This is a genomic window from Streptomyces sp. NPDC051109 (assembly GCF_044455885.1).
In the GTDB taxonomy this organism is placed as follows: Bacteria; Actinomycetota; Actinomycetes; order Streptomycetales; family Streptomycetaceae; genus Streptomyces.
Genome location: NZ_JBITFF010000014.1, coordinates 172,867 through 199,097 on the forward strand (window position 1 = coordinate 172,867; position 26,231 = coordinate 199,097).

At 71.2% G+C, this 26,231-nt stretch carries 21 protein-coding genes and 1 tRNA gene; 6 read left to right on the plus strand and 16 right to left on the minus strand.

The features are described 5' to 3' along the window. Positions 1–314: 314 nt before the first annotated feature. The 4 genes from ACIBAD_RS25180 to asnB all read right to left on the minus strand — a co-directional run bounded on the left by ACIBAD_RS25180 (position 315) and on the right by asnB (position 6,494). The gene (locus ACIBAD_RS25180; RefSeq protein ID WP_398908579.1) at positions 315–1,862 is read right to left on the minus strand and encodes an AMP-binding protein; all 1,548 of its coding nucleotides are present in this window, start codon (positions 1,860–1,862) and stop codon (positions 315–317) included. Positions 1,863–2,152: 290 nt separating this feature from the next. Next, on the minus strand, positions 2,153–3,748 hold the full coding sequence (locus ACIBAD_RS25185; protein WP_398908580.1) for a hypothetical protein: 1,596 nt from the start codon (positions 3,746–3,748) through the stop codon (positions 2,153–2,155). Positions 3,749–3,883: 135 nt separating this feature from the next. Next, entirely contained in the window at positions 3,884–4,576 is a 693-nt protein-coding gene (locus tag ACIBAD_RS25190) for a DsbA family protein (RefSeq protein WP_398908582.1), read from the minus strand. Between the two features lie 64 nt (positions 4,577–4,640). After that, positions 4,641–6,494 carry an asparagine synthase (glutamine-hydrolyzing) gene (gene asnB / locus ACIBAD_RS25195; protein ID WP_134067732.1) on the minus strand — a complete coding sequence of 618 codons (1,854 nt, stop codon included), beginning with the start codon at positions 6,492–6,494 and terminating at the stop codon, positions 4,641–4,643. Between the two features lie 223 nt (positions 6,495–6,717). Here asnB and ACIBAD_RS25200 point away from each other — a divergent pair, with 223 nt between their 5' ends. Beyond that, complete coding sequence (locus tag ACIBAD_RS25200; RefSeq protein ID WP_134067734.1) at positions 6,718–7,482, plus strand: aquaporin; 765 nt, start codon at positions 6,718–6,720, stop codon at positions 7,480–7,482. A gap of 166 nt (positions 7,483–7,648) precedes the next feature. On the opposite strand, the gene ACIBAD_RS25205 is transcribed toward ACIBAD_RS25200, so the two are convergent. Next, a complete protein-coding gene (locus tag ACIBAD_RS25205; RefSeq protein WP_398908585.1) occupies positions 7,649–8,830 on the minus strand; it encodes a 3-hydroxybenzoate 6-monooxygenase in 1,182 nt (393 codons plus the stop codon). A gap of 51 nt (positions 8,831–8,881) precedes the next feature. On the opposite strand from ACIBAD_RS25205, the gene ACIBAD_RS25210 reads away from it, so the two are divergent. Beyond that, entirely contained in the window at positions 8,882–9,151 is a 270-nt protein-coding gene (locus ACIBAD_RS25210; protein ID WP_398908587.1) for a hypothetical protein, read from the plus strand. 113 nt (positions 9,152–9,264) lie between these two features. On the opposite strand, the gene ACIBAD_RS25215 is transcribed toward ACIBAD_RS25210, so the two are convergent. The 3 genes from ACIBAD_RS25215 to ACIBAD_RS25225 all read right to left on the minus strand — a co-directional run bounded on the left by ACIBAD_RS25215 (position 9,265) and on the right by ACIBAD_RS25225 (position 13,305). Further along, positions 9,265–10,002 carry a transketolase-like TK C-terminal-containing protein gene (locus ACIBAD_RS25215; protein WP_398908589.1) on the minus strand — a complete coding sequence of 246 codons (738 nt, stop codon included), beginning with the start codon at positions 10,000–10,002 and terminating at the stop codon, positions 9,265–9,267. A gap of 304 nt (positions 10,003–10,306) precedes the next feature. After that, positions 10,307–12,457, minus strand: a complete 2,151-nt coding sequence (locus ACIBAD_RS25220; protein ID WP_398908591.1) for a hypothetical protein — start codon at positions 12,455–12,457, stop codon at positions 10,307–10,309. 71 nt (positions 12,458–12,528) lie between these two features. Beyond that, positions 12,529–13,305, minus strand: coding sequence for a type 1 glutamine amidotransferase domain-containing protein (locus ACIBAD_RS25225; RefSeq protein ID WP_398908593.1), 777 nt, complete (start codon positions 13,303–13,305; stop codon positions 12,529–12,531). A 217-nt stretch (positions 13,306–13,522) separates the two neighbouring features. On the opposite strand from ACIBAD_RS25225, the gene ACIBAD_RS25230 reads away from it, so the two are divergent. Further along, entirely contained in the window at positions 13,523–14,587 is a 1,065-nt protein-coding gene (locus ACIBAD_RS25230; protein ID WP_398908595.1) for an AraC family transcriptional regulator ligand-binding domain-containing protein, read from the plus strand. Between the two features lie 61 nt (positions 14,588–14,648). Here ACIBAD_RS25230 and ACIBAD_RS25235 read toward each other — a convergent pair. Continuing rightward, positions 14,649–14,722 (minus strand) — tRNA-Met (locus tag ACIBAD_RS25235). 125 nt (positions 14,723–14,847) lie between these two features. Continuing rightward, positions 14,848–15,144: a hypothetical protein gene (locus tag ACIBAD_RS25240; RefSeq protein WP_134067750.1), complete on the minus strand. Its 297-nt coding sequence runs from the start codon at positions 15,142–15,144 to the stop codon at positions 14,848–14,850. A 169-nt stretch (positions 15,145–15,313) separates the two neighbouring features. Between ACIBAD_RS25240 and ACIBAD_RS25245 the strand changes: the two genes are divergently transcribed. Further along, positions 15,314–15,727 carry a hypothetical protein gene (locus ACIBAD_RS25245; RefSeq protein ID WP_134067752.1) on the plus strand — a complete coding sequence of 138 codons (414 nt, stop codon included), beginning with the start codon at positions 15,314–15,316 and terminating at the stop codon, positions 15,725–15,727. A gap of 175 nt (positions 15,728–15,902) precedes the next feature. On the opposite strand, the gene ACIBAD_RS25250 is transcribed toward ACIBAD_RS25245, so the two are convergent. The 6 genes from ACIBAD_RS25250 to ACIBAD_RS25275 all read right to left on the minus strand — a co-directional run bounded on the left by ACIBAD_RS25250 (position 15,903) and on the right by ACIBAD_RS25275 (position 20,588). After that, a complete protein-coding gene (locus tag ACIBAD_RS25250) occupies positions 15,903–16,241 on the minus strand; it encodes a MerR family transcriptional regulator (RefSeq protein WP_134067754.1) in 339 nt (112 codons plus the stop codon). 596 nt (positions 16,242–16,837) lie between these two features. After that, the gene (locus tag ACIBAD_RS25255; protein ID WP_134067756.1) at positions 16,838–17,149 is read right to left on the minus strand and encodes an SCO5918 family protein; all 312 of its coding nucleotides are present in this window, start codon (positions 17,147–17,149) and stop codon (positions 16,838–16,840) included. 51 nt (positions 17,150–17,200) lie between these two features. Then, the gene (locus ACIBAD_RS25260) at positions 17,201–17,623 is read right to left on the minus strand and encodes a hypothetical protein (RefSeq protein WP_398908598.1); all 423 of its coding nucleotides are present in this window, start codon (positions 17,621–17,623) and stop codon (positions 17,201–17,203) included. A gap of 46 nt (positions 17,624–17,669) precedes the next feature. After that, the gene (locus ACIBAD_RS25265; protein WP_134067760.1) at positions 17,670–19,187 is read right to left on the minus strand and encodes a DEAD/DEAH box helicase; all 1,518 of its coding nucleotides are present in this window, start codon (positions 19,185–19,187) and stop codon (positions 17,670–17,672) included. Positions 19,188–19,463: 276 nt separating this feature from the next. Further along, positions 19,464–19,667, minus strand: a complete 204-nt coding sequence (locus ACIBAD_RS25270) for a cold-shock protein (protein ID WP_134067762.1) — start codon at positions 19,665–19,667, stop codon at positions 19,464–19,466. 504 nt (positions 19,668–20,171) lie between these two features. Then, positions 20,172–20,588 (minus strand): helix-turn-helix domain-containing protein, encoded by a 417-nt coding sequence (locus ACIBAD_RS25275; RefSeq protein WP_398908666.1) that lies wholly within the window; start codon positions 20,586–20,588, stop codon positions 20,172–20,174. 141 nt (positions 20,589–20,729) lie between these two features. Here ACIBAD_RS25275 and ACIBAD_RS25280 point away from each other — a divergent pair, with 141 nt between their 5' ends. Both ACIBAD_RS25280 and ACIBAD_RS25285 read left to right on the plus strand, forming a co-directional pair. Further along, on the plus strand, positions 20,730–22,202 hold the full coding sequence (locus ACIBAD_RS25280) for a sialidase family protein (protein ID WP_398908601.1): 1,473 nt from the start codon (positions 20,730–20,732) through the stop codon (positions 22,200–22,202). A 214-nt stretch (positions 22,203–22,416) separates the two neighbouring features. Continuing rightward, a complete protein-coding gene (locus ACIBAD_RS25285; RefSeq protein WP_398908603.1) occupies positions 22,417–26,151 on the plus strand; it encodes a S8 family peptidase in 3,735 nt (1,244 codons plus the stop codon). Positions 26,152–26,231 lie beyond the last annotated feature (80 nt).

The following is a 26,231-nucleotide window of genomic DNA, read 5'->3' on the forward strand; positions in this document are numbered from 1 at the left end:
CGAGCAACGATGGGAATCTATCGAATATCGATAGCTCAGACAATGGCTGGGGTGAAAGGCCCCGCCGGCGCTCTCCCCCCGGGCTCGCCGGACCCACATATCCGCGCCGTGGTGCCCCTGAACACCTCCTGGTTCACGCACGTCACTCCCGCCCCCGGGACCCGCGTCCGGGTCAAGTCGTGGCGCGCATCAGCGGGCACGCCCGACCACTGGCAGGTCGATGTCACGGACAGCCCCGCACCCAAGGGCCGCGTCGGCCTGCGGGCCCTCGCCAACCAGGTCCGGGGCCGACTCCACTGTCCCGGAACGGTCGCCTACGGTCGGGGAGACCCCGTCGGCGCGACGGCCCGGCCGCGCAGCAGCTTCTTGTCCGGCTTGCCCGCGTCGGTCAGGGGCAGCGCGTCGACGAAGTCGATGCTCGCGGGCTCGTACATGGCACCCTTCCGCTCCCGCACCACGGCGCGCAGCTCCTCCTCGCCGACGTCGCCGCCCGGCGCGCGGACGACGACCGCGTGCACCTGCTCCATCAGGTTGGCGTCGGGGACTCCGAGCACCGCGCTGTGCAGGACCTGGGGATGGGAGTTCAGCACGTCCTCCAGTTCCACCGTGTACACGTGGCCCCCCACCACCACGATCATGTCCTTCAGCCGGTCCACGATCGTGACGTAGCCGTCCGAGTCGACGAACCCTATGTCCCCGGTGTGGAGCCAGCCGTCCCGCAGTACCTCCGCCGTGAGCTCGGGTTGCTTCCAGTAGCCCTTCATCACGTGCGGGGAACGCACGCAGATCTCGCCGTACTCGCCTGCGGGCAGGTGCCGACCGTCGGCACCGCAGGTGACGACCTCGACGCCCTCCATGACCTTCCCGGCGGTCCGCAGCAGCTCCGGGCGGAGCGGATCGTGGTCCTGGGGGGAGAGCATGCTGATCCCGCCCGCTTCGTTCTGGCCGTAGAACTGGTTCAGTACGGGGCCGAAGCGGCGGACCGCGGCCGCCAGCCGGGTCGGGGACGAGGCGCAGCCCCCGTAGGTGAGCATGCGCAGGCTGGAGGTGTCGGTGCGGTCGACCTCGGGGTGGTCCATCAACTGGTAGAGGAGCGGCGGCAGCAGGAACACGTGGGAGATGCGCTCGCGCTCGATGGCGGCGAGCACGGCACCGGCTTCGAACTCGTCCTGCAGGACGACGGCGCCGCCGCGGTGCAGCGTGGCGTCCGCCATGAGGCCCGCCGCGTGCGCGAGGGTGGTGCACACCAGGGCCCGGACCTGCCCCTCCTCGGACCAGTCCGGTCCGATCGAGGCGCACTGCTCGAAGGTCGTGCAGATGGCCTTGGGATGACCGGTGGTCCCGCCGGTGTGACGGATGGTGCAGATGTCCTGCGGGCGGGCCGAACCCGTGAAGGCGTCCGCGGACTCCTCGGCGGCGAGCCCCACCAGGTCCAGGCCCACGCCTGCGCCTCCACCGAGGACCAGCACCCGTTCCAGGGGCACCCGCCGGGCCAGGTCGGCGGCGCGCGACCCGTAGACGGGGTCGACTATCAGCGCCCTGGTCTCGACGTCCCGGAGGATGTCGGCGTGCACGTCGGCCGAAAGGCCGGCGTAGAGGTGGTTCACGGCGCAGCCGAGCAGCCCGGCGGCGTAGCGGGCCGCTATCGTCTCGGGAAGGTTGCCGGAGAGGAGGGTGACCGTCTGGCCGCGATTAACCCCCTGGGACCGCAGCGCCCGGGCCATGCCGTAGACGAGGCCGCGCAGTTCACCCGCGCTCACGCGCCGGCCACGGTGTACCAGGGCCTCACGGCCCGGTTCCTTTCCCAGCGCGTCGAGAATCTCTTCCACGTGGCTGCGGAAGTGTTCGGTGGTGTCGTACATGCCGATCCCTATTGGTTGACCTGAGCAACTAGTGGGGAGGGTAACGGCCGATGATCGACACGCCCAAGCCGGACGCCGACATCCAGCCAACCTCCGGCGCACGCCCCGAGCCCCCGGTCGGATGCTCCGACCGGGGGCTCGTACAGCGCGCGCCGACGCGTGGACAACCCGGTTTCCGCCGGCGTCTCGCGATGTTGGCGCAGAGGAGTATCGGACGGAATTCCGGCGACCGGTGGTTCTGCGGGAGCGGCCCCCGGCCCCGGCCCCGGCCCCGACCGCCGCCTACCGGGCTACGGTTGGGCGTCGAGCCAGCTCAGCTTGTGTCCGTAGAGCAGTCGCCGGCAGTAGTCCGTCCCCTTCGGGTCGGCGGGGTCGGGGTTCGCCGTGCAGGTCGCGGGGTCCTCCCCCGGGCGGTGTTCCGACAGGGACCACAGCCGCCCCGTGCCGCGCTCGACGTAGAGGTCCTCGGCGCCCCGGGCGGTCTTCACGACCTGGCCCCGCTGGAGCAGCTGGCCGTTGCTCCAGGTGAAGCGCCGCAGGTTGCCCGGCTCGTCCGTGCCCGTGGACTCGTTCACGTACAGCGTGCCGTTGTACGCCGCCGCGCCCTGGGCACCGCCCTTGGGCAGGGGCAGGTAGTTGGACCAGCCCTGCGCGCTCACGTCGGCGGAGCGGCCCTCCAGGGCCGCGACCGGGTACGAGGCGATGCGGCCGGTGGAGGGATGGTCGGCATCGGGACGGCAGTACTCGCCCATGAGCAGGCGGTCGGGGACGGTACTGCGGTCGAGCGAGATGTACGAAGCCCTCGGGGCGCCGGTGGAGGCACAGGCGTAGGTGCCCTTGGGGTTGCTCTGCTGCGCCTTGAACTTCCACGCGGCGACCTGCGGCATCACGTACCGGTAGCCGAAGCTGTACCAGACGTTGTCGTGCCGGCCGACCTTCGTCTTGTCCTCGGTGTTGGCGGTGGTCTTCACGCCGTCGGTGTCCGCGCCCATGGCGTCGTGGGTGCCGGGATCGCCGTCCGGGTCGAGGTCCAGGATGTGGCGCATGTCGAAGACGCGCAGGCCGTTGCGGGTGTCCGCGACGTAGAGGTAGTTGCCGTACCAGACGATCCCGCCGGCGTGGACGCCCTTCTGAATGGGGTACTCGGACGCGTGCAGCCCGTCGAAGGAGATGTGGTCGGAGGAGTTCACGTACGTCCAGCCCAGCAGGACGTGCCGGTACTTGACCTCGGGGCTGCCGGTCGCCGGGTTGATCCGGTTCTGTACGAAGGTGATCCGGACGCCCTTCTGGTTGCAGGCGTCGTCGGCCTCCAACTCGGCACTGGTGCAGTCGCCGGTCGCCGGATCCGGGTCGTCCTCCCGGCCCGGGTCCCAGCCGTCGTAGGAGGCGAACAGCTGGATGTTCTTGGCTTCGCCCCAGATCTCGTTGTCCTTGGCGTCGGAGACCCCGGTGAAGCCCTGGGGTATCCACTCCTTCGAGGTGGCGTCGTCGTTCTGCAGGCAGTACTTGATGTCGGGGTCCGGTGCGGTGCCGAACGCGTCGTCGGAGCACCACGGACGGGCCGTGCGGTTCGCGCCGGCCAGCAGGTCCTGCACGCCCGACGTGGGCAGGACGCCGCCCAGGCGGGTGACCCGCTTGGTGGTTTCGGCGTTCATGTCGCCGGGCGACAGCGTGAAGTCACCGGCCGGGGCCGCGCCGCCGGGAACGATCGCGGCCACGCCGGCGCCGTTCGGCGAAGGACTGCTCTGGGCCGCGCGGGGCTCCTGGCTCCAGGAAGCCGGCGCACCGGGCGGAACGTCCTCCGCCTGGGCCGGTGCTGCGAGGCCGGTGAACACGAGCACGGCGGCTGCAGCCGCCGTGCTCCATGCGCGACGTGGTCGGCTCATGTGCATGTGGGTCTTCTCCGTTACTGCGGAACAAGCAAGTTGAACGGAGGGTTCCAGAACGGGCGTGCGAAGCGCAAGCTTGATCACTTCACAATGAGCCTGACCCTTATGGGAGTTGGAGAGGACCTCCTCCCTCTACCCTTCTCCGTGAATCGCGTCGAGCAGTTCGTCAGCCCAGGCGGTGCTGTAGTCGTCCAGTCGCGGGAGGCCGCCCTGATAGGGGGAGCCCGTCCACGTGAACGTGGCGCCGGGGTTGTGCGCGGCATAGCCTTCCGCGGCGAAAAGGTGCGGGCTGCCCTGGATCTGCGGCCCTTCGGCGGTGCGCCACTGCGCGTAGACCTCGGCACGTCCGCTGCCCTTGGCCAGTGCCTCCGCCAACGCCTTGGCGTCGACGTGCTCGCACTCCTCGGCGATGTCGAGGATCACCGCGTGGACGCTGATGCACTTGCTGTCGGCGTAGAACGCCTTGCGCAGTGCCTCGTCCAGCTCGTCGCTGCCCCGCAGCCCGCCTATCGCGGGGTCCTTCGCGGCCTGGATGGCTTCGAGGGCCGGCAGGGTCGTCACCGGGTAGGTGTGCGCCGGTCCGTCCCACATCCGCCAGCCGAGCTCGGGCAGACGGGCGGCGATCGCCATGATCTCCGGGTCCACGATGAACTTGGGTGTGGGCTCGCGGTTGAACAGCTCCAGCGGGAAGGCCTGGTGGTCGATGAGCAGCGGCAGGGACCGGCGCCGGGCTGCGGCGCGCAGAGTGTGCAGGGAGAGGGTCGCCCAGGGGCAGCCGACGTCCGACCAGACGGTCACCGTGGGGCTGTCAGTTCGTGTCACCATGTCAAATCCTCCTGCGGTGGGTCTCATGTGACCGGCGGCCGGGCGCCGGGCGGGCACGGATCGGTCAGAGCTCGACGCGTACGTCGTACTCGGTGACCCAGGTGTTGAACTCGATGAGCCGCTCAAGAACGGCGCGGGCGCTCCAGGGGCCGCCGACGGCGTAGGAGCCGACCGGCCGGTCGAGCAGCTTGCGGATGTCCGCCTCCGAGACCAGCTGGAACACCGGGGCGCCCTCGATGAGGATGCCTTCGACCTTCTCGCGCAGGGCGATCTCGTACGCGCGGTCCTGGGTGGAGGGGTACGGGTTCTTCTTGCGGTCGAGCACCGAGTCGGGCAGGACTCCGCGCATCGCCGCGCGCAGCAGGCTCTTCTCCCGGCCGTCGAAGCTCTTCATCGCCCACGGGGTGTTGTAGACGTACTCGACGAGGCGGTGGTCGGTGAAGGGAACGCGCACCTCCAGGCTCGCCGCCATGCTCATGCGGTCCTTGCGGTCCAGCAGGAAGTTCTCCCAGCGGGTGAGGTTGAGGTACGTCCGCTCGCGCATCCGCTCCTCGAAGCCGCTCTCGCCCTCCAGCCGGGGCACCTCCTCCAAGGCCTGGGTGTAGCGGTCCTTCACGTACTCGGTGAGCCCGAGCCGGTCCCACAGGCCGACGTCGCGCAGCGCGCCGATGCCGCCGAGCTTCTCGAAGGGGTGGTGCCAGGGGAAGCTGTCCAGCTCGACGGCTTCCTTGTCGTGGAACCACGTGTAGCCGCCGAAGAGTTCGTCCGCCGCCTCGCCGGAGAGCGCTACGGTCATCCGCTCCTTCAGCGCGCGGCACAGGATGAGCAGCGAGAACTCCATGTCGCCCGTGGAGACCGGCAGGTCCTGGGCGCGCAGCACGGTGGCGCGGACCTCGGGGTCGAGGACGTCCTCGTTGTCGAGCTCGACGATGATGTGCTCGGCTCCGACGCGCTTCGCGACCTCGACCGCGAACGGGGTGTCCGGGTCGGCCCACTGCATGTTGGTCTCGAAGCGGTTGTCGTGACCGGTGAAGTCCACGGAGAAGGCGCGGATGGGCTGTTCGACACCCTGTTTGGCGAGGGCCTTGGCGGCGAGCGCCGTCACGGCGCTGGAGTCGAGGCCGCCGGAGAGCAGCGTGCCGACGGTGACGTCCGCGACGAGCTGGCGCTCCACGATGTCTTCGAGCAGATCGCGGACGTGGGCGATCGTCGTTTCGAGGTCGTCGGTGTGCGGCGCGGCCTTCAGCTCCCAGTACTTCGTGACGCTGTGCCCATCGCGGGTGAAGCGCACGGTTGTGGCGGGAACGACCTCGTGCATGCCGCGGAAGACCGCGTGCCCGGGGGTCTTGACGATGCTGAAGATCTCCTTCAGCCCCTCGGGGCCGACCACGGCCTCGGCGTCCTGGTGGGCCAAGATCGCCTTCGGCTCGGAGCCGAAGAGCACGCCGTCGGCGGTCGGGTAGTAGTAGAGCGGCTTGACGCCCATCCGGTCGCGGATGAGGAGCAGTTCCTCGGTACGCGGGTCCCAGATCGCGAAGGCGTAGATGCCGTTGAGGCGCTCCGCGAAGCCTGCGCCCCACTCCAGGTAGGAGCGCAGGACGACCTCGGTGTCGCTGGACGTGCGGAACTCGTGGCCGAGTGCGCGCAGTTCCTCGCGCAGCTCCCGGAAGTTGTAGATCTCGCCGGTGTACGTGATGACCGGCTGCGTGTCATCGTCCTCGACGGCGGCCATGGGCTGGCGGCCGCCCTCCAGGTCGATGATCGCCAGGCGGCGATGCCCGAGGATCGCACGGGGCGAGGTCCACAGACCACCCGCATCCGGGCCGCGGCACTCCAAGGTGCACGTCATGGCCGACGCGATGTCCGAATGCGCCGTCAGATCCCGCTGAAAGCTGACCCATCCGGCAAGGCCGCACATAGGTGATCGGTTCCTCTCGACAAAGGGGTATGACCAGGTGGCCGGGTGACCAGATGTCCTTGGCCGGCTCCCCAGAGTCTTGGGCGGTCCGAAACCACGGGTCCACCGGAGCCGGATCAGTTTGTCAAGTGCCCGCGGGGGCAGGAGAAACGGGCCTCGCCGACCTGACACAGGGATCCCCCGTCGATTGCCGCGGCCGGCGCGCGGACGCACATTCCGTGGGGTGACACCGACGTCTCTCGACACCGATCGCCCGGCCGCAAGGCATCCCGTACGCGCGCCCAGGCGCCCGCCTCCCCTCCTGGTGACCGCCGGCTACGAGTTCGCGCTCACCACCGGCATGCTGTTCACCGTGGTCACGGCCGCCCGCTGGATGGCAGGACCCGGCTCTCCCCTCTCCGGCCTGCTGCCGACCCCCCGTGGCCAGATGGTGGTGATGGGGCTGCTGGTCGGCACGATCGTCACCGCCGTACTCGGCCCCTCCATGCGCCGGGAGACCGCCGGCCATCTCAACCCCGCGGTCAGCATCGGACTGTGGCTGCTGCGGGTCTTCCCCGGAAAGGCGGTGCTGCCCTTCATCGTGGCGCAGTCGGCCGGCTCCGTGTGCGGGGTCGTGCTGGCGCGGCTCGTATGGGGCGAAGCGGCCGCCGCCGTCGGCGACGCCGCGCTGGCCCCCGGGCCCGGCTGGGGCGCCGGGGGCGTGTTCCTGGCCGAGGCGGGGTCCATGGCCGTGATCATGCTGATCGTGGCCTACTTCGGGACCCGTCCACCGCTGCTGCGCCATCTGCCGCCCGTCATAGGCGCCTGTGTCGCGGCCGTCGTCATCTTCCTCGGGCCGCTCTCCGGCGGTTGCGGGAACCCGGCGCGCCAACTCGGGCCCGCCCTCGCGTCCGGTACGACCGGCATGCTGTGGGTCTACCTGCTCGCCCCGGTCGCCGGATCGCTCCTCGCGGGCGCGGTATCGGCTCTGGTGCGCCGACGCCGATGAGCCCGTCGGGGCGCCACGGGTGACTCCGCAGGGGCGGCCCCCGGTCCAGGACCGGGGGCCGCCCCTCTTCCATTCCCCGCCCTCGGCGGCCTGCAGATCGGCGAGGGCGGGATGAACCGCTTGAGCCGCGCGGGCGGGCAGGCCGGGGGCGGCCGGGTCCGTCGCCTCAGCCGAGGTCCGTCCCGTGGAGCCATGCGACCTTGTCGTACATGTCGTCGGCCGAAAGCCCCGTCAGTATCTCGTTGCGCTCGCGCGCCGCGTCGCCCACCGGGTGGTACAGCCGGCGGCCTATCTCGCGGGCGACCAGCTGGGTCCGGGCCGTACGCTCCCGGCGCGCCGCGCTGTACTTCTCCAACCGCTGCACGACGCTGTCCTCGCAGCAGTCCAGTGCCTCGGCGAGGACCACCGCGTCCTCCAGCGCCTGACAGGCGCCCTGGGCCGCGTACTGCAGCATCGGGTGCGCCGCGTCGCCGAGCAGCGCCACGCGCCCCTCGGTCCACACCTCGACCGGATCGCGGTCGCACAGCACCCATGCCTTCCAGTCCCGACCGAGCTCCAGCAGCCGCCGCGCCGTCTCGCCCAGCTCCGGGAACTCGTCGAGCACGTGGTCGCGTTCGGTGGGCTGCCCGACGACGGCCACCTGCGCGCCGTTGTCCCGGGTCGCGGCCAGGTTCAGGAACGCGCCGCCGCCGATCGGATAGTGGACGAAGTGCCACTTGGGACCCGCCCACAGGGTCACGGTGTTCCACCGCAGCTCCTCGGGCACCTGCTCCACCGAAATCACCGAGCGGTAGATCGTGTGCCCGGAGATCCTCGGGTCGCCGTCGCCGACCAGTTGACGCCGTACCGCCGAGCGGATGCCGTCGGCCCCGATCAGTGCCGCGCCTGTGAGCCGCTCGCCGCTGCCCAGAACGGCGGTCACCTCGCCCGAGCCCTGGCCGCGCTGCTCGTACGCCACCACCTGGCTACCGCCGCGCAGCTCGATCAGCGGGTGGCTGCGGCAGCCTTCGAGCAGCGGCTCGTACACGTCGGAGCGCTGCACGACCGCGTACGGGTTGCCGAATCTCGTGCGGTAGTCGCCGGTCAGCGGCATCGAGGCGATCCGCTCGTCCGTGGTGGCGTCCATGAGCCGCAGTTCGTCGATGTAGACGGCCCGGTCGCGGACCTGTGCGCCCACTCCGAGCAGGTCGAGCGCGTGGAAGGCGTTGGGGCCGAGCTGGATGCCCGCGCCGAGTTCGGTGAACGTCTCCCTGCGCTCCAGAACGGTCACCCGGTGGCTGCGGCCCGCGAGGCCGAGCGCAGCGGCGAGGCCGCCGATGCCTCCCCCGGCGATGAGTATGTCCGCCATCTGTGGTTCACATCCCTTGGGTTGTCGTGTGTTTTCGAGGAAGAGCCGGCGGTGTTCGCCGTGAAGGCCGGGAAGCCGGGGAAGGCCTTGGCTACGCAGGACGGTTCGTGGAGCGTGATGCCGGCGACGCGTACCGCGCGGGCGTACCCGATCCCGTGGGGCGTGACGGGGGCCCGGGCGAGCGGCGCGGTGGCCGCGAAGACGTACGACGCGGTGGAGGAGTCCGGCGCCCGGCCCGGGGACGGCGTCCACGATCGGACGCAGCGGGCGGGCCCGGAGCCGGTCGCTGCCGCGGTACGGAGGACGAGGTGTCGTCGCTGACCAGCGGCGCGCGCAGCCGGGTCACCCATCGGCCGCGGCGGCCGGCGGCAGGGCCCGGTCGGTCACGCTGTCGGAACGGGTGACACACGCGGCAGGCGCAGCCTCGGACGTCGTCATGCCCGGCCTCTGACCCGGGCAGCAGTGGCACGGGCGGCACTGGCACGGGCCGCCGTCGCCAGGCGCTCGGCCGTCAGTGCGTGCCGCTCGTCGAGCGCCTGGTACCTAGCCGAGGCTCCGAACCCGTCCGGGCACACCGCCTGTCCGACATCGCCCGGCAGCGCCTGCCAGCCGAGCGCGGACCCGGCCTCCACCGAGACCCGGACCCGCTTCCGCGGCGGCCGCACCAGCCCGCGGTACCCCTGGCGCTGCTCACCGAACCACTCGCGCCCGTTCCACTCCGCCCGGTCCAGGCGCACCCGCTCGCCCACCTGCCGGGTCCGCGCGAGGCCCTCGGCCGCCATCGGGAAGCGCAGTTCGGGGTCCGGCCGCATCGCTTCCTTGGTGGCCTCGGCCTCCCGCGAACCCGGCTCGGCCACGGTGCGCAGCGCGACGCGAGGGGGCCGGCCGGTCTCCTCACGGGCGGCACACAGGGCGTCCAGGGAGCTCGCTTCGCGGCTGATGCCCTCTTCCAGCTCGCCGTCGGAGGCGAGGACCCACACCGTGTGGCCGAAGGAGCTCTCGCCGCGGGCTGCCTCCGGGTCGAACGGTCCGCGCTCACGGCGCACGGTCGGCGCCGGGCTCGTGGCCGTACCCAGGTGGCCGGGGCCGGCCCCTTCGACGGCGTCGGCGGCACACCGGTCCAGCCCGCTCCGTTCGAAGCGTCCGGCCGCACTCCTCGGTGGGGTCCTCACGGTTCTGCTCAGGGCTCCTTGACTGATGTTCGGCACGGGGGAAGCTCCCACCGCCACCCTGCAACGACCCCAGCGGGCGCGCGCAGGATGCCGGGATCACTTCGTCAGGTGCCCCGGACCGCCCCGGACTGCCGTACATCAACTGGTGGGACTGAGCGCCCGGACGAAGGGCTGAGAGAGATCGATGCCCGGCGCCCTCCACCCCGGAAGCCCCCCGGGGCCCCGCTGCGCCCGACAAGCACACCGCCCGACCCGCCCCGGGCCGGTGCGGACGGCCAGGGGCGGGCGCAGGGGCTGTGCGGTCCTAGGACGCCGATGCCGGCATGGCGTAGCCGAGTAGGCCTTCCCGGGTGTACGGGCCTTCGCAGTCCGGCCTGTTGGAGACGAAGTGGTCGAAGACGGACGGGATGTAGCACCGGTAGAGGGGCACCGATCCGGGCACCGCGGTCGTGTACACGTATCCGACCGGGCCGAGGGGCTGCTGGCCCTCGCATCCCGGGTCGGGGGTCAGCAGCGAGTGGTTGGCCGCCTTGCACTCGTAGAGCCGGACCGTGCCGGGCGAGGGGTTCCGCAGTACCTTCCAGACCGCCTCGTGGGTGAAGTCGCCGGGCAGGGGGCGCGAGGAGGCGAGGTGGCCGTAGTGGGGGCGGTAGCCGCGGACGAGCGGGGTGTAGGGCGTGGTGTGCCCGCGGCTGCGTTCCCAGGTCCGCAGGTAGCCCTCGGCGCCCTGCATGAGCTCGTCCACCACGTCCTGGCCGCCGGTGACACGGATGTCCTCGATCCAGTCCGGTACGAGGCCGTAGTGGGCACCGCCGCCGTCGGTGTTGACGTCCCAGACACGGTCGCCGGTCACCTGGCGGTCGAGGACGGAACCGCCGTCGGGGCTGCGGAAGGGGTAGTGCACGGGATCGCCGGCCGCGGCCCGCGCGCCGGGCAGCCAGGCGAAGCCGTTCATGTCGGTGCCGATGCCGTACCCGGCGCCGTACTTGGCGCGCAGGGCGGCGTGTCGGCGCGCCTCGGCGGTGAACGCGGGCGCCTCGTACATGTGGCCTGTGATGAAGCCGCCCAGGCGGTAGACCCGCTCGGTCCAGTTGTCGTCCATCCAGCCGTGGGTGGACAGGGCACCGGCGTACTGCTCGGCTTCGAGCACGCGCAGCGCCTGGTTCGCCGCCTTGACGCTCATGTGGTCGATCTCCAGCATCATGCTGCGCTTCATCATGCCCAGCACCGCGTACTCACCCAGGGCGGTCAGGCCCCGCCGGTTGCACTGCGCCGCCTGCAGGGAGCCGCCGTACTGGGGCAGTTCGACCCCTTCCGGCAGGGCGCCACGGATCCGGGCCTGCGCCTGCTCCTCCTCCTCCTTCGCCCCGGAGCGGCCGGTGTTCTCGGCGGCCGCGGTGGCGCCCGCTTCCTGCTGGCCCTCGGCTGCGGCCAGGCCTGCGGCGAGCCCGAAGCCGATCGGGTTGTCGTGCTCGGGGCCTGGGCACGGCTCGGTGCTCCAGAAGGTGCCGGTCGACAGGAACTGGCCGGCGTTGATGGCCATGCCCTGGGTGCCCGAGTCGAACCGGACGCCGCACAGCGCGTTGTCGAACTTGTGGCAGAGGAACATGCTGCGGACGCCGAGCCGGTGCAGTTCGTCCAGGCCGCGGTCGATGTCCGCCATCGTGCAGCGGGCGCTGTCCAGCACCTGCTTGCAGCCGAACGGTTCGGAGGTCTCCACCCCGAGGACGACGGCGAGCTTGCCCTCCTGGATGACCTTGCGGGCCTGGTCGGGCTCGGTGACGACCCGGAACCAGCCCTTGCCGGCGCCGCCGTACATGGCGTCGACGTAGTCCTGGAGTTCGTACGTCTTCTGGATCTGGAGCCTGATCGCGGTCATCTCGTCGCAGCCGCGGTCCTTGAAGAAGTAGAGCGAGCAGATGACTCCGTTGGTGACCATGTCGTTCACCAGGATCCGCTGGCCGCCCCGCCAGGCCCGCTCCACCCAGGCGTAGTAGGTCTGCTGGTGGGTGGCGGAGTCATGGGCCGGCCAGTCGCGGAACGTCGGCCAGCCGTTCGGGTCGTGCAGGCCGTCGCCACCCTTGGTGATCATGTCGAAGAGGGCGAGGACGCCGTTCGGGTAGTGCTCGGGGCAGTCCTTGAGGGCGTCCGTCACCCCCGCCGTGGAGAAGACCTTTCCGCAGACCAGCCGCCCTCCGAAACCCTCGTTGGACATCAGGTGGACGTGCGCGTCGACGTATCCGCGGACCCGGCCCTGGGCGTCGGTCCCCTTGAACGGCTCGCCCGTGACGTTCACCTGCGAGTCCGGGGCCGGGCGCGCGACGGGCTCCCACCACTGGGGTCCGGCCGCCGCGCCGGCGGCCGCGGGACCGAGTACCAGTGCGACCAGTGCCAAGGCCAGGCCGACCAACAGGTACCGGCGTCGTCCGAGGACTCTTCGTCGGTGCATCGCCATCCCTCCCTCTCACGACGTGTTCATGACAACTTGGAGATGGTCTTCGACCTTCAGGGCGCTGCCGCCACCTGTCACCCGGACCGGCGCACCGCCCGCTCCGCTTCATGGGCACGGACCAGAGCCAGGTACTCCCCCGCCAGGCGGTGGCAGTCGCCGGGCCACCGCGCGGAGACGTAATTGCCGTCCCGCACGGCGAAGCCGCGTCCGGGGCGGGCGGCGGTGTCGCGGATGGGCAGCGGCGGGCCGGCGAGGAAGTGGCTCGGATCGGCGAGCGCCGCTGTGACCTCCTGCTGCACGGTGGTGCGGTACGTGCGGTAGTAGCGCCCCAGCCAGAACCGGGTGAGGTTCCAGCCGGTCAACTCCAGCAGCGACGTCAACGCCGTCGTCCGCCGACCGTGGAGGACGGAGCGCCCGGTCGCGGGATCCTTGGCCCGGGCGGCGAGCAGTACGCCGTGGCACACGGCCCCCACCGGCAGGTCACGGGTGAAGACCCGGGCGAACAGCCGCTGCGCGGTGGCGTCTTCGAGCAGGGTCCGCATGCCCTCGGCGTGGCCGCCGGGTACGAAGAGGCCCGTGACCTCGGCAGGGTCGACATCCGCGTACGAGGAGGGGGCGAGGAAACAGGGGTCTTCGGTGAGGCGCCGGTACGCGGCGAGCTCGGCACGGCGGGTCATCAGCCAGGGCGACAGCCAGGAGAAGCCGAGGTCCGTGAGTCTGGGATCGGCGAGCGCGACCTTCCCGCCGGGGGTGGCGAACCGTACCTCGAAGCCGGCGTCCCGCAGTGCGGCCCAGGGAACCGCCGCCTCGGTCGGGTCGTAGTCACCTGCGGGGAGCAGGAAGAGAATCACGGCGTACTCCTCTGAGCGGTGGCGATCAGGGCAGCTCGACTCCGGGTGCTCCGTGGGCCCCTGATCCCCGCAGTGTCCGAAGGCCGACCTTAGAAGCGGCTCGCGGCGCCGTCATTCACTCCGGCGGCCAACCCCTTGACTCTCCCGACCAGCCCCCGGGCGGCCGTCCCCGCGGACGGTGTTGACGGGGTCGGCGTGCCCGCATTGACTGGCGGCCGTGTCCACCATCGAGCCGCCCTCCGTCACCGCCTGCTACGCCCTCGCCGTCCTGCGCGCCTTGGAGGACGGCACCGTCGGGAACGTTGGGGCCGGCAGGTCCGTTGGGGCCGTTGGGGCCATCGGGGCGGCTTCCTGGGCCCTGCCAACGGACCGGCTGGGGTTCGGCGAGATGCGTGCGCTGTGGGACGCCGTGCTCGGAGCCCGGGACGCCGACCCGCACACCGGCCTCCTCGTGGGCGACCGCATCCGGCCCGAGGGCCTGCACATCATGGGCCACCTCGTCCTCACCTGTGCCAGCCTCGCGGACGCCGCTCTGGCGGCCGAGCGCTACCACCCCCTGGTGAGCCAGGCGGGCACGGTGTCCCTGGACCGCCGCAGCGGCGCCAGCCGGGTCCGCTACCGGCCGACCGTCGACCCGGCGGCCATGCACCCGCAGCAGGTGGAGGCGATCGTCAGCAGCATGGTGCGGGCGGGCCGATGGATCGCCGGCGACGACTGGACGCCCCTGTCCGTGTCGTTCGCCCACCCGCGTGCGGGCTCAGCGGAGCCCTACGCCCGCGTGCTCGGGTGCCCCGTCACCTTCGACGCCCCTGAGAACGCGATCACGGTCGCCAACGAGGACCTCGACAGACGCCGCCCCCTCTACGACCCGGCGCTCAACGCCCTGCACCGGGCCTACGCCGACCGGCTCCTGCACCGGCTGTCAGCGTCCGCGACCGTGGCCGAGCGCGTACGGCGGTGGCTGGAGCACGCCACGCTCGAAGACGCCGGGCCCGAGGGCCCCGCCAAGGAGCTCAACCTCAGCGTCCGGACCCTGCGCAGGGCCCTGCACGCGGAGGGCACGTCGTGGCGCGCGCTCCTCGACTCCGCCCGCCACGGCCGGGCCAGGCGGCTGCTGGAGACCACGCCCCTGCCGCTGGACCGGATCGCCCCCCTCGTCGGCCTGAGCGGCGCGACGGCCCTGGTCCGCGCCTTCACCCGGTGGGAGGGCATGCCTCCCGGCGCGTACCGAGGCCGGCTCGGGCCCGCGGCCCCCGACCGGGGCGGGGCCGGCGGCGGGTGAGGAGCGTCACCGTACGACGGAAGGGCCCGGATCCTGTGAGGATCCGGGCCCTTCCGGGTAGTAGCGGGGACAGGATTTGAACCTGCGACCTCTGGGTTATGAGCCCAGCGAGCTACCGAGCTGCTCCACCCCGCGTCGGTGAACCCCACCTTACGGCACCGCACGGGGGGCTCCGACCAGTTTTCGCTCCGGGGTGCTGCCCGGCCGCTCCGGCGCGCCCGGACGAGCAGGCCCGTGAGGACGGCCCGGGCCCGGGTCGGCTACCGCGGATCGTCGCGCATCGTCTCGTCGCGGATCACATTGCGGTGTTCCTCGTAGACGAGGCGCGCATCGTCGCTCGGGAGCGCGTCGGTGCTGAGGCCGCAGGAACACGTCACGACGGTGAGGCCCGAGGGAGTGCGCCGCGTGTGCCCCTCGGGGCTGGTCCAGGCTTCACCGGCGGGGTTCTCGTACCGAAGGCTGTGGCGGTACAGGGGCTTACGGGCATGGCTCGGAGTGCTGCCTGTGTAGTCGGTGCCCGTGCTGGGCGGGTCGACGGTGAAGCGGTGCTGGCTCATGGTTCCAGTGTCGCCGCCCGGGGGCGATCAGCTCGCAGACCCCGCGGGTGCGGGCCCGGGCGGTCCGCAGGCCCGGGCGGTCGCCGTCGCGTGCGCGCGTCACGGGTCGCGTCACGGGTCGCGTCACGGGTCGCGTCACGGCGGGTCGGAACGCAGGTTGGAGCAGGTGATGACGGTTTTGGTGGTCGGCGTGCCGGACGGCGAGCAGCTGGAGCTTCTGCGCGCGGGTATCCAGCGCAATCCGCACTTCCGGGTCTTGTCTCACGCCCACGACCCCGCCGTCGCTCTGGCGCACGCCCGCCTCTTGCTGCCCGACATCACCGTCCTGTCCCTGCCCGCCGGGCTCGACAGCCTCGACGCGGACCCGGACATCCTCGGCGTGTTCCGCGGGGTGCGCTCCCTGGACCCGCCGAGCGGGGTGGTGCTGAGGACGGGTGCCGACCGCACGCCCCGTGCCGTCTCCGGCCTTGCGGTCGAGGGCGCCGTCCACGTGGTGCGCGAGGGGGACTCCGAGGCCCTGATGCGGGCCCTGCGTACGATCGGGCTGCGCCGGGCCGGCTGCGACCCCGACGAGATGCCCTGACCGCGCCCGGCGGTCGGGCCGCCGCGTCGGGCTGCGCGTGGCCGACCTCGTCGTCCCTACCGCCCGGCCCGTCGATCAAGTCGGGCCCGGCGGCGAAGCGGTCGCGGGAGACCGAGACGTCAACGACGGTGCGGACGCCGGGCGGGAGCGAAGCCCTGCCGCGCCGGCGCAAGCGTCACACTGCGGCGGGTGGATCGGGCGTTTCGCCGGCGCGGCGGTATTCGGCGTTGATGCGCTGGGCTTCTTCGAGCTGGTCTTCGAGGATGATGATGCGGCAGGCCGCCTCGATGGGGGTGCCCTGGTCGACCAGTTCCCGCGCCCGGGCCGCGATGCGCAGTTGGTAGCGGGAGTAGCGGCGGTGGCCGCCCGCGGAGCGGAGCGGAGTGATCAGACGTGCCTCTCCGATGGCGCGGAGGAAGCCCTGGGTGGTGCCGAGCATCGCGGCTGCCCTGCCCATGGTGTACGCGGGGTAGTCGTCGTCGTCGAGACGGTCGAACGAGTCGTTTGCTGTCATTGCACCTCTCTGTGGAACGCGTGGAGGGGCCCTGGCGCCGTACGGCACCAAGGCCCCGAAGGAACTGCTACACCATCTGCCGACCCTATTACTGCGTCGGCCCTCTGTTTCCGGCGACCCGTCCGAGAAGGAACGGCGGGACGTACGGGGATCGCGATTGCCTGACCGGAGACCACCTCGCTATCGATGTCCTGCGGTACCCGGACTCCTGACTCCACTCGCCCGGGGGATCCTGATGGTGCTCGGCTCCTCCGTTCTCCCTCGGTGATCAACTGTTGTACCAAACGGGTACTGCGACTGCATGTACTGCTGACCGGCAGTTCGTCTCTGCCAGGCCTCGCTGTCTCCCTGGGTTACGAGAGAAACCATAATCACGTCACAACCCAATGTCTACTCCGGCCGAGACAGATTTTTGCGTTCCCTGAGATGAGATACATGTTCCCGGTCAGTCCGGGAGGTACGGACCGCCCCGCGCCGCGGCCCCCCGCGGCGACAGGAACATGCCCCGGTACGCGGAAGGGCCCGACCGGTGGGATGCCGGTCGGGCCCTCGCTGCTGTTCTCCTGGCTCCTGCCGGCTCGCGCCGGTCCCTTCGGTCAGACGGTCGCCGCGACTCCGAGCATCGCCGAAGCCTGCTGGAGCGGGCTGAGGCGGCGCGCGGGCGCGTCGGCTCGGGGAAGGCCGTGGCAGGTGAATCCGAGCTGGGTCATCGCACGCAGGACTTCGCCGGCGCTGAAGTCGCGCCGGTCCTGGCGGGTGACGGCCTGGCCGACCTGCTTGACGGGGTAGGTACGGCGGCCGATGGTCACGGATTCACCGGTGACCGGCTCGGGCTTGACGCCCTTCATCGTTTCCAGAACGCCGCTCTTGGTGAGGTCGAACGGGAAGCGGGCGATGACACAGCGCATGATGCCTCACAGGGGGGAAGAAGGAGTACGGTCCGACCGCGGTGAGGCGGTTCAGCGTGCGAGGGCGAGAACGAGGGCAGGGGCGCCCGGAGCGCTGCCTCGTTCGCCGGTGACGGGCAGCGCGTCGAGCCGGCGGCGGCCCTTCGCGTGCCCGGTCCCTGCCCCGACCGTCGTGGTGACGGGCGAGGTGAACGACCTGCGGTCGCCGAGGATGTCGCGCAGCCGCACCCGGTCCGTGTACGTGTCGCTGCCCCGGGCGGCGGCGAGCTGGGCCGGGGTGACCAGCCCGGTGCAGAGGCCGTCCTCGTCGCAGACCATCAGGTGTCCCGCGCGGGCACTGGCCATGACGGAGAGGGCCACTTCGACCGTCATGTCGTCACCGACCTGCGGGCAGGCCTCCCCCGTGTCACCGTCCGGAGTCATGGGCGCAGGGCCGGCTCCCGCCGTGCGGGGTTGCGTCTGGAGCAGCGTCAAAAGGTGCCTCCTGCAGAGATGGGTCAGCTTTCTGATCACGTGGTTCTCAGGCAGCCGCGTCGGCGGCGGAACGCCGCCCGCCTCCGCGCCGGGTGCTCGAAGCGGCACTGCGTCGACCGCGCGAGGTGGCGCTGCGCCGGGGACGCTCGGACACCGGCGCGGTGATGGTGACGGGGATGCCGGACGGGGCCTGGGCGCCGGTGATCCGGCTCAGGGACTCCTCGCCCGAGCGGACCTCGGTGGTCTGGGGGACGATGCCGGCGGCGGCCATGAGGCGGCTCATGTCGCGGCGCTGGTTGGGGGTGACGAGGGTGACGACGCTGCCGGACTCACCCGCTCGGGCGGTGCGGCCGCCGCGGTGGAGGTAGTCCTTGGGGTCGGTGGGCGGGTCCACGTTGACGACGAGGTCGAGGCTGTCGACGTGGATGCCGCGTGCGGCGACGTTCGTGGCGACCAGCACGGTGACGTGCCCGGTCTTGAACTGGGCGAGGGTGCGGGTGCGCTGCGGCTGCGATTTCCCGCCGTGGAGGGCGGCGGCCCGGACCCCGCTGTTCAGCAGGTCCTGCGTCAGCCGGTCGACGGCGTGCTTGGTGTCCAGGAACATCATCACCCGGCCCTCGCGCGCCGCGATCTCTGTCGTCGTCCGGTGCTTGTCGGTGCCGTGGACGTGCAGTACATGGTGTTCCATCGTGGTGACCGCACCGGCCGAGGGGTCCACGGAGTGCACGACGGGGTCGGTCAGGTACCGGCGCACCAGCAGGTCGACGTTGCGGTCCAGGGTGGCGGAGAAGAGCATCCGCTGGCCCTCGGGGCGCACTTGGTCCAGGAGCGCGGTGACCTGGGGCATGAAGCCCATGTCGGCCATCTGGTCGGCTTCGTCCAGGACGGTGATCGCGACCTGGTTCAGCCGGCAGTCACCGCGGTCGATGAGGTCCTTGAGGCGTCCGGGTGTCGCTACGACGACTTCGGACCCGCTGCGCAGCGCCCCGGCCTGCTTGCCGATCGACATTCCGCCCACGACGGTGGCCAGTCGCAGCTTGACCGAGCGGGCGTAGGGAGTCAGAGCCTCGGTCACCTGCTGCGCGAGCTCACGCGTCGGTACGAGGATCAGGGCGAGGGGCTGGCGGGGCTCGGCATGCTGACCGGCGGTGCGGGCCAGCAGCGCGAGGCCGAAGGCGAGGGTCTTTCCGGAGCCGGTGCGGCCGCGGCCGAGTACGTCGCGGCCCGCGAGGGTGTTGGGCAGCGTGGCTCCCTGGATCGGGAACGGCACGCTCACGCCCTGCGCGCCGAGGGCGGCCAGCAGTTCGCGGGGCATGTCCAGGTCGGCGAAGGTCTCGACGGCAGGGAGGGCGGGGGTGATCGTCTTCGGCGGGGCGAACTCGCCCTGCACCGCGGCGGGCCGTCGGCCGTAGCCGCCCGAGCGGCTGGGACCGCCGCCCGAACGGCTGGGAGCGGACGATCCGAAGCGGCTGCTCCGGCCGGAACCGGCGGCGGCGCCGAAAGCGGGGCCTCCGGTACGGCTGCGGGTGCGGGCGGAGCGGTTGTTCGTACGTGCGGGGTTCATTCAGAACCTTCCTTGATGCGGCGCGTATCAAGGAATTCCGGCAGCGGAAGAGCATCGCGGGGAATCGCAAGAACGGGCCGAACGGAATGCGAAAGCGAAACTGGCCGCAGGGAGTCCTTGCGGGCGCAGGCGCTGAAAGACAGATGGCGCCGGGAGTGGATATTCCGGTCTGCATCCTGGAGGGAATCCCGCAGGTCAACCCACTGCGGGAGATGCCTGCAGCTGGGGCCCGCACCCCGAAGGATGCGGGCCCCAGCTGCAGAGTGTGCGTCGACGTCAGGCGGGAACGATGTTCTCGGCCGTCGGACCCTTTTGGCCCTGCGCGATGTCGAAGGTGACCTTCTGGCCTTCGTTCAGCTCACGGAAGCCCTGTGCGGCGATGTTCGAGAAGTGGGCGAACACGTCGGGGCCGCCACCGTCCTGCTCGATGAAGCCGAAACCCTTGGCTGCGTTGAACCACTTCACTGTGCCAGCCGGCATGCATGTCTCCTTTGGGGCAGTACATCGGGATCCGCACTTCACGGACACCGTGTCGCCGCGATGATGCCCCGCCGGAAAATTTCCGGAAATACAAAGTGCTTCCATCGACGCGGAGGCCGATCGAGGCGCTTGGAGTTTTTGGGTACCAAAACTGCAACTGAGATCGACAGTAGCACGCCGCAGTGATCCGTGTGCGGTGAAGAATTTCAACCTGCGCGTTCCGGCAAAAACTCTTCTCGCGAGGCCTGTTAAAACCTCACCCCGCGGGCACAGGTATTGGTTCGCCCCGGGTGCAGCGTTTCTCCCGGCGGGCCGGATCGTGCCCTGTAAGCGCCCCGGGGGGCCGCCTCCCGTGCGGCCGGACGCGACGCACGGGTCGCCTCCCCGGGCAACCGGGCGCGCCGACCGGTCAGTTCGACGGACGCCGACGACCGTGGCCGGCCGGGACTCCGTCTCTCCGGCTTGAACCGAGCCGCGACATCCCCATTTCCACACATACGGAAATCAACGAGTGGCACGGCACGCCGGGACCCCGCTGCGGACAAGCCACATTTCACCGGAGCCGGCGGACCGGACGCTTGCCGTCCGGGAGGGGGACGGTCGGGTGGGGTCGACATCGGCGGCCTTCGCCACGGCCCGCAACGACATCTCGGCGTAGCCCCGCTCGGCGAAGGACTTGCGCGCCGCCGTGAGGATGCGGTCCACCTGCTCCCCCGCTCCCCCCTCCCCCGGGGACCTCTGCCTGCTCGTGCCGCCATGCCCGGCCATCTCCTCTGCCGGTTCCCCAAAGGCCCGGCGCGCCGCACCGCAAGCTTCACGGCGCACAGGGCCGTCCTCCGAGAACGGTGCACCGCCGGTGCGCCGCCGGTCGCCCGCCGTGCGCCCCGGCGACGCCGTGGAGGACTCCGCCGTCCGGCCCATCAAGGGCACGGGCCGCGACACCGAAAAGGATCAAGGGGGGTCGTCCCACCCGCGCATTCCCCGGACGCCTCCGCGCCCCACGCCGCCCCGATGACGGCGGTCCCGCTCCTTCGGGCCGCCGAGCCCCGAAGGAGATCCTGCATGCGCGTCTTCCCGCCCTTGACCGCTGTGGCCGGCGCAGTGCTCCTCGTCACCACGGTCACGGGCGCGACTCCCGCGGCAGCCGACCCGAGCCCCTACGGCGCGCCCCTGGTCAAGGTGTCCCACCGTGACCCGTACGCGGACTGCACCATCGGCGCGAGCTCCCCCGACAGCGTCGTCTATCCGGGCACCGAGGTCGAGCCGTACCTGTCCGTCGATCCGCTCGACCCGAAGCGCGTGGTCACCGTGTTCCAGCAGGACCGCTGGAACGACGGCGGCGCCCGCGGCCTGGTGGCCGGCTGGACCACGGACGGCCGCACCTTCCACCAGAGCACGCTGCCGTTCAGCCTCTGCGCCCCGGGCGGCGCGGACTTCGAACGCGCTACCGACCCCTGGGTGAGCACCGGACCGGACGGCACCGTCTACGCGAGCGGCGAGGGCGTCGACTTCACCAAGAGCACACGCACCGCCCTCCTGGCCGCAACGTCCCGCGACGGCGGCCGCACCTGGCGGAACCTCACCACCACGCACGTCGACGAGCAGCCGTTCTTCAACGACAAGCCCACCCTCACCGCCGACCCGATCCGCAGGGGCACCGCCTACCAGGTCTGGAACCGCCTCGACAACGACCCACCCGGCCCCAGCTCCCTCGACGGCCCGGGCTACATCTCCCTCACCCGCGACGGAGGCCGCACCTGGAGCGAGGCCCGGCGGTTCGTCGACACGAGCGCCGTGCCGAACACGCAGACCATCGGTCATCTGATCGTCGTCGACCGGCACACCGGCGCCCTGTACGACTTCTTCGACCGGATCACGTACTCCGACGACCTGAGCACCGTCGTCGAAGCCCACTACGCGATGGTCACCTCGACCGATGCCGGAGAGACCTGGAGCGCCCCGGTCACCGTGGCCAAGGACACCTCCGTACCGGAGGTCGACCCGAACGACCCCACCAAGCTGCTGCGCGCCGCGTCCACTCTGCCCAGCCCGGCCGTCGACGCGAAGACGGGCACGCTGTACATGGCCTACGAGGGCGCGGACTTCTCCGGCGGCAGGTTCGACTCCGTCCAACTGGTGCGCTCCACCGACGGCGGACGCACTTGGGGAGCCCCGGAGCTGATCAGCCCGAAGGCCGTGCCGGCCTTCTCCCCGTCGATCGCGGTCGACGAGCGGGGCACGGTCGCGCTCACCTACTACGACCTGCGCTTCCTCAAGCCGGGCGACACCACCACCCTGCCCACCGCCTACCAGCTGGCCACACTGCCGCACGGGGACCCGAAGCGCCGGACCGAACGACGGATCTCCCGGATCTTCGACTGGCTGCAGGCGCCGTTCGCCGGGGGCTACTTCCTCGGCGACTACCAAGGCCTCGTGGCGGACGGCAAGGGATTCAGGGCGGTGCTGACCGAGACCCACTCGGGCGCACCACAGAACCGTACGGACGTGTACAGCGGCAGTTTCCGCACCCGGTGAGCGACCGGCGCCGCCGGCCGGCCCGAACGCGGGTCTCGACCCCGGCCGACGGCAACAGCCGGCCTCAACTCTCGTCAGCCACGGTCGGGTTCGCCCCGCCCCGATTCGCCTTGCCCTGATTCGCGCGGTTCACGGCTGGCGAATCCCCGCCATGGCGAGGACTTGCCGTCGCCAGGCCTTCACGTCGGTGTTTCCGGGCGGATAAACCCATGGCATGTCCTCCCCCTCTCAGGCTTCCGCCTTCCGGCGCAGGCGCTGGCGGCTGCTCTCGGCCGCCGGCGCGGTGCCGCTGCTGGCGTCCGGGCTCACCGTTCTGCAGACACCCGCTCAAGCCGCTCCGAGCAAGCCCCCCGTTCCCGCCCCGCCCTCGGCCACCCACAAGGTCACCCTGGTCACCGGCGATGTCGTCACGGTCACCACGATGGCCGACGGCCGGCAGACGGCCGACGTCAAGCGGCCCGCCAGCGCCGTCGGCGGCGTGAAGGTCCAGCAGGTCAAGGGCGACTTGTTCGTCATCCCGGACGAGGCGGTGCCGCTGCTGGGCACCGACAAGCTGGACCGGCGGCTGTTCAACGTCACCGATCTGATCGAGATGGGCTACGACGACGCGAAGTCGGCCGCGGTGCCGCTGATCGCGACGTACGCCCCGTCGAAGTCCCGTTCGGCGGGAGAGCCGACGGCCCCCCGCGGCAGCAAGCTGACCCGCGACCTCAAGGGCATCGGCGGCGCCGCGCTCAGCACCGAGAAGCGGCAGGCCCGCACCTTCTGGACCGACGTCGCACCGCGGGGCAGCACGGCGCTGGGCGCGGGCGTGGCGAAGCTGTGGCTCGACGGTCGTGTGAAGGCCAACCTCAAGGACAGCGTGCCGCTGATCGGCGCGCCCGAGGCCTGGGCGGCCGGGTACACCGGCAAGGGCGTCAAGGTCGCGGTGCTCGACACCGGCATCGACGTCAACCACCCCGACTTCGCCGGCCTGATCGACGGCACGGCCAGCTTCGTCCCGGGTGAGGCCGTCACCGACGTCAACGGGCACGGTACGCACGTGGCCAGCACGATCGTCGGCTCGGGGGCCGCCTCCGGCGGTGCCAACAAGGGCGTCGCCCCCGGCGCGGACCTGGTCGTCGGCAAGGTGCTCGGCGGCCCGGAGGGCTCCGGCCAGGACTCCTGGGTCATGGCCGGTATGCAGTGGGCCGCCGAATCCGGTGCGGACGTCGTCAACATGAGCCTCGGCGACTCCTATCCGACGGACGGCAGCGACCCGATGTCGCAGGCCGTCGACGCGCTGTCCGCGCAGTACGGCACCCTGTTCGTCATCGCCGCCGGCAACGCGGGCCCGGAGAGCATCTCCGCCCCGGGTGCGGCCGCCTCGGCGCTGACCGTGGCCGCCACGGACAAGCAGGACCAGCTCGCGTCCTTCTCCAGTACCGGCCCGCTGGCCTACTCCGGCGCCATGAAGCCGGACATCGCGGCGCCCGGCGTGGACATCACCGCGGCCCGCTCACAGGAGATGAGCGGCGGAGGCGAGGGCCTCTACCGCACCCTCAGCGGCACCTCCATGGCCACCCCGCACGTGGTCGGAGCGGCGGCGATCCTGGCCCAGCAGCACCCGGACTGGACCGGCGTCCGGCTCAAGGAACACCTGATGAGCACCGCGAACGGGCTGGGTGACCGGTACTCGCCGTACGAGGTCGGCACCGGCCGTCTCGACGTGGCCGCCGCCGTGCGCACCACGGTCCGCAGCACGGGATCGCTCTTCTTCGGCAACCACACGTGGCCGCACGAGCCGAGCGACGCCGCCGTGACCAAGGACCTGACCTTCACCAACTCCGGTTCCACCGACGTCAGGCTGAACCTGGCGCTGACCGACGCCGGCGGCCCGTTCAGGCTCGGAGCCGCCACGGTGACCGTCCCGGCGGGCGGCACCGCCGCCGTCCCGGTGACCGGCGATCCGCGAACCGCCCCGGCCGGCCGGGACGTCGGCTACGTGATAGGCACCGACGCGGCCACCGGGAAGCCGGTGACCCGCACCTCCGTGGCGCTGCTCAAGGAGGAGGAGCGCTACGACCTGAACATCAAACTGGTCGGCCGGGACGGCGAGCCCGCCGCCGGCTGGGTCACGGTCAACCTGGCCGGTGACCTCTGGCCGTGGTCGGTGTACGTCGACGGCCGGACCACCATGCGCATGGCGCCCGGTACGTACACCGTCGCGGCGTACCTCGACGTGGCCGGCGAGGGCGCGGACCGCTCGGGCCTGGCCGTGATGGTCGACCCGGAGACCCTGCTCAAGGACCGCTCCGCGGAGGTGGTGCTGGACGCCCGCAAGGCGCGCCTGCTGCAGACCGAGGCGCCGCAGCGCGCCGAGGACCGCCAGCGCAAGGTCGACTTCAACGTCCACTACAAGGGCCTCGACCCGTTCACGGACTTCCGCAGCGGGTACGTGGTGCCGCCGACGTACGACGACGTGTACGTCTCGCCGACGGAGCCGATGACGCAGGGCGAGTTCATGCTCATCACCCGCTGGCGCAAGGGCGAGCCGCCGCTCACCCTGAGCGCGCCGGGCGGCCGGCTCGGCTTGGAGGCACTGGTGCAGGCGGGCAGCGCGCTGGGCGCCGTCACGGACAAGCTCGACGCGGTCTACGCGGGCCACGGCGCGGCGGCCGCGTACGAGAAGGTCAGGGCCAGGGGCAAGGCCGTCGTCGTCGAGCGCAGCGACGAGGTTTCGCCGCAGGCGCGCGCCGAGGCCGCGGTCGCGGCGGGTGCGAAGGCACTGATCGTGGTCAACGACGGTGTCGGTGCCCTGATGGAGTACGTCGGCGAGTCGGCCATCCCGGTCGCCACCGTGCACCGCGACGCGGGCAGAAGCCTCATCGCGATGGCCAAGGCCGGCGCCTTCAAGCTGACCGTGAAGCAGACCGAGTACACGCCGTTCGTCTACGACCTGACCCGGGACTACCCCGGCCGGGTGCCGGACCGGCCCCTGGTCTACAAGCCGACCCAGGGTGATCTCGCTCGGATCGACGCCCGCTACTACTCGGCCGCGCAGGGCGGGGCGGCGGAGGGCTACCGTTCCGACTTCACCCTCAACCCGTCGTTCAACCTCCCCGAGCGCGAGTGGCACCCGGGTACCCGTACGGAATGGGTGACCCCCGGCCAGGTCTGGAGGGAGTTCCACGCACAGGGCGTCCAAGGCGCCATGCCGTGGGTGATGGTGTCGGGCGACAACACGTACGCCAAGGGCAGGACGACCCGTCTGGACTGGTTCGCCCCGGCGATCCGGCCCGGCCAGGGCGAGTCCTTCGGCGTGTACAACTCCCGCTGGCAGAACCGGATGACGTGGAACGTGCAGGCGTGGGCCTCCTCCAGCGACACCATGCGGCTGGGCGGCTACCTGCCGTGGGGTGAGACGCCGACCCACCTGCAGGTCTTCCAGGGCAAGACGTTGATCCACGACAATCCGCAGAGCACGGACATGCAGTGGATCGAGGTGCCGAAGGGCAACCTGCCCTACCGCGCCGTCCTCGACGCGGAGCGGCCCGGTGACGTCTTCCGGCTCTCGACGCGCACCCACACCGAGTGGACGTTCATGTCCGACACCGTCGACTCCGACATCTTCGAGCGGTTCTCGGTGCTGAACCTGGACTACAAGCTGGAGTCGGACCTGCACGGCGACGTCAAGGCCGGTGCGAGCCAGCAGATCGCGCTCAAGCCGGTGTCGATGGACGGCGGCGCCCTGCCGGGCTCCGTCAAGTCGGTGAAACTGGACGTCTCGTACGACGACGGCGCCACCTGGCAGAAGGTGACCCTGGCCAAGGGCGCCGACGGCTGCTGGAAGGGTTCGTTCAGGACGGCGAAGAAGCCCGGCGGCTTCCTCTCGGTCCGTGCGGGCGCCGAGACGAACAGCGGCTACAGCGTCAAGAACGAGATCGTCCGGGCGTACGGCCTGCGATGAACCGCACCGTCGGGCCCCGGGGAGGCGACTCCCCGGGGCCCTTCCCGTCGCAGCTGCTTCCGGCAGGGGCTACTCGTGTC

Excerpts from the sequence above, each read along its gene's own strand:
- ACIBAD_RS25180 (WP_398908579.1), bottom strand. The coding sequence starts at position 1,862 with ATGTACGACACCACCGAACACTTCCGCAGCCACGTGGAAGAGATTCTC.
- ACIBAD_RS25185 (WP_398908580.1), bottom strand. The coding sequence starts at position 3,748 with ATGAGCCGACCACGTCGCGCATGGAGCACGGCGGCTGCAGCCGCCGTG.
- ACIBAD_RS25190 (WP_398908582.1), bottom strand. The coding sequence starts at position 4,576 with ATGGTGACACGAACTGACAGCCCCACGGTGACCGTCTGGTCGGACGTC.
- asnB (WP_134067732.1), bottom strand. The coding sequence starts at position 6,494 with ATGTGCGGCCTTGCCGGATGGGTCAGCTTTCAGCGGGATCTGACGGCG.
- ACIBAD_RS25205 (WP_398908585.1), bottom strand. The coding sequence starts at position 8,830 with ATGGCGGACATACTCATCGCCGGGGGAGGCATCGGCGGCCTCGCCGCT.
- ACIBAD_RS25220 (WP_398908591.1), bottom strand. The coding sequence starts at position 12,457 with ATGGCGATGCACCGACGAAGAGTCCTCGGACGACGCCGGTACCTGTTG.
- ACIBAD_RS25240 (WP_134067750.1), bottom strand. The coding sequence starts at position 15,144 with ATGAGCCAGCACCGCTTCACCGTCGACCCGCCCAGCACGGGCACCGAC.
- ACIBAD_RS25245 (WP_134067752.1), top strand. The coding sequence starts at position 15,314 with ATGACGGTTTTGGTGGTCGGCGTGCCGGACGGCGAGCAGCTGGAGCTT.
- ACIBAD_RS25250 (WP_134067754.1), bottom strand. The coding sequence starts at position 16,241 with ATGACAGCAAACGACTCGTTCGACCGTCTCGACGACGACGACTACCCC.
- ACIBAD_RS25255 (WP_134067756.1), bottom strand. The coding sequence starts at position 17,149 with ATGCGCTGTGTCATCGCCCGCTTCCCGTTCGACCTCACCAAGAGCGGC.
- ACIBAD_RS25265 (WP_134067760.1), bottom strand. The coding sequence starts at position 19,187 with ATGAACCCCGCACGTACGAACAACCGCTCCGCCCGCACCCGCAGCCGT.
- ACIBAD_RS25270 (WP_134067762.1), bottom strand. The coding sequence starts at position 19,667 with ATGCCGGCTGGCACAGTGAAGTGGTTCAACGCAGCCAAGGGTTTCGGC.
- ACIBAD_RS25275 (WP_398908666.1), bottom strand. The coding sequence starts at position 20,588 with ATGGGCCGGACGGCGGAGTCCTCCACGGCGTCGCCGGGGCGCACGGCG.
- ACIBAD_RS25280 (WP_398908601.1), top strand. The coding sequence starts at position 20,730 with ATGCGCGTCTTCCCGCCCTTGACCGCTGTGGCCGGCGCAGTGCTCCTC.
- ACIBAD_RS25285 (WP_398908603.1), top strand. The coding sequence starts at position 22,417 with ATGTCCTCCCCCTCTCAGGCTTCCGCCTTCCGGCGCAGGCGCTGGCGG.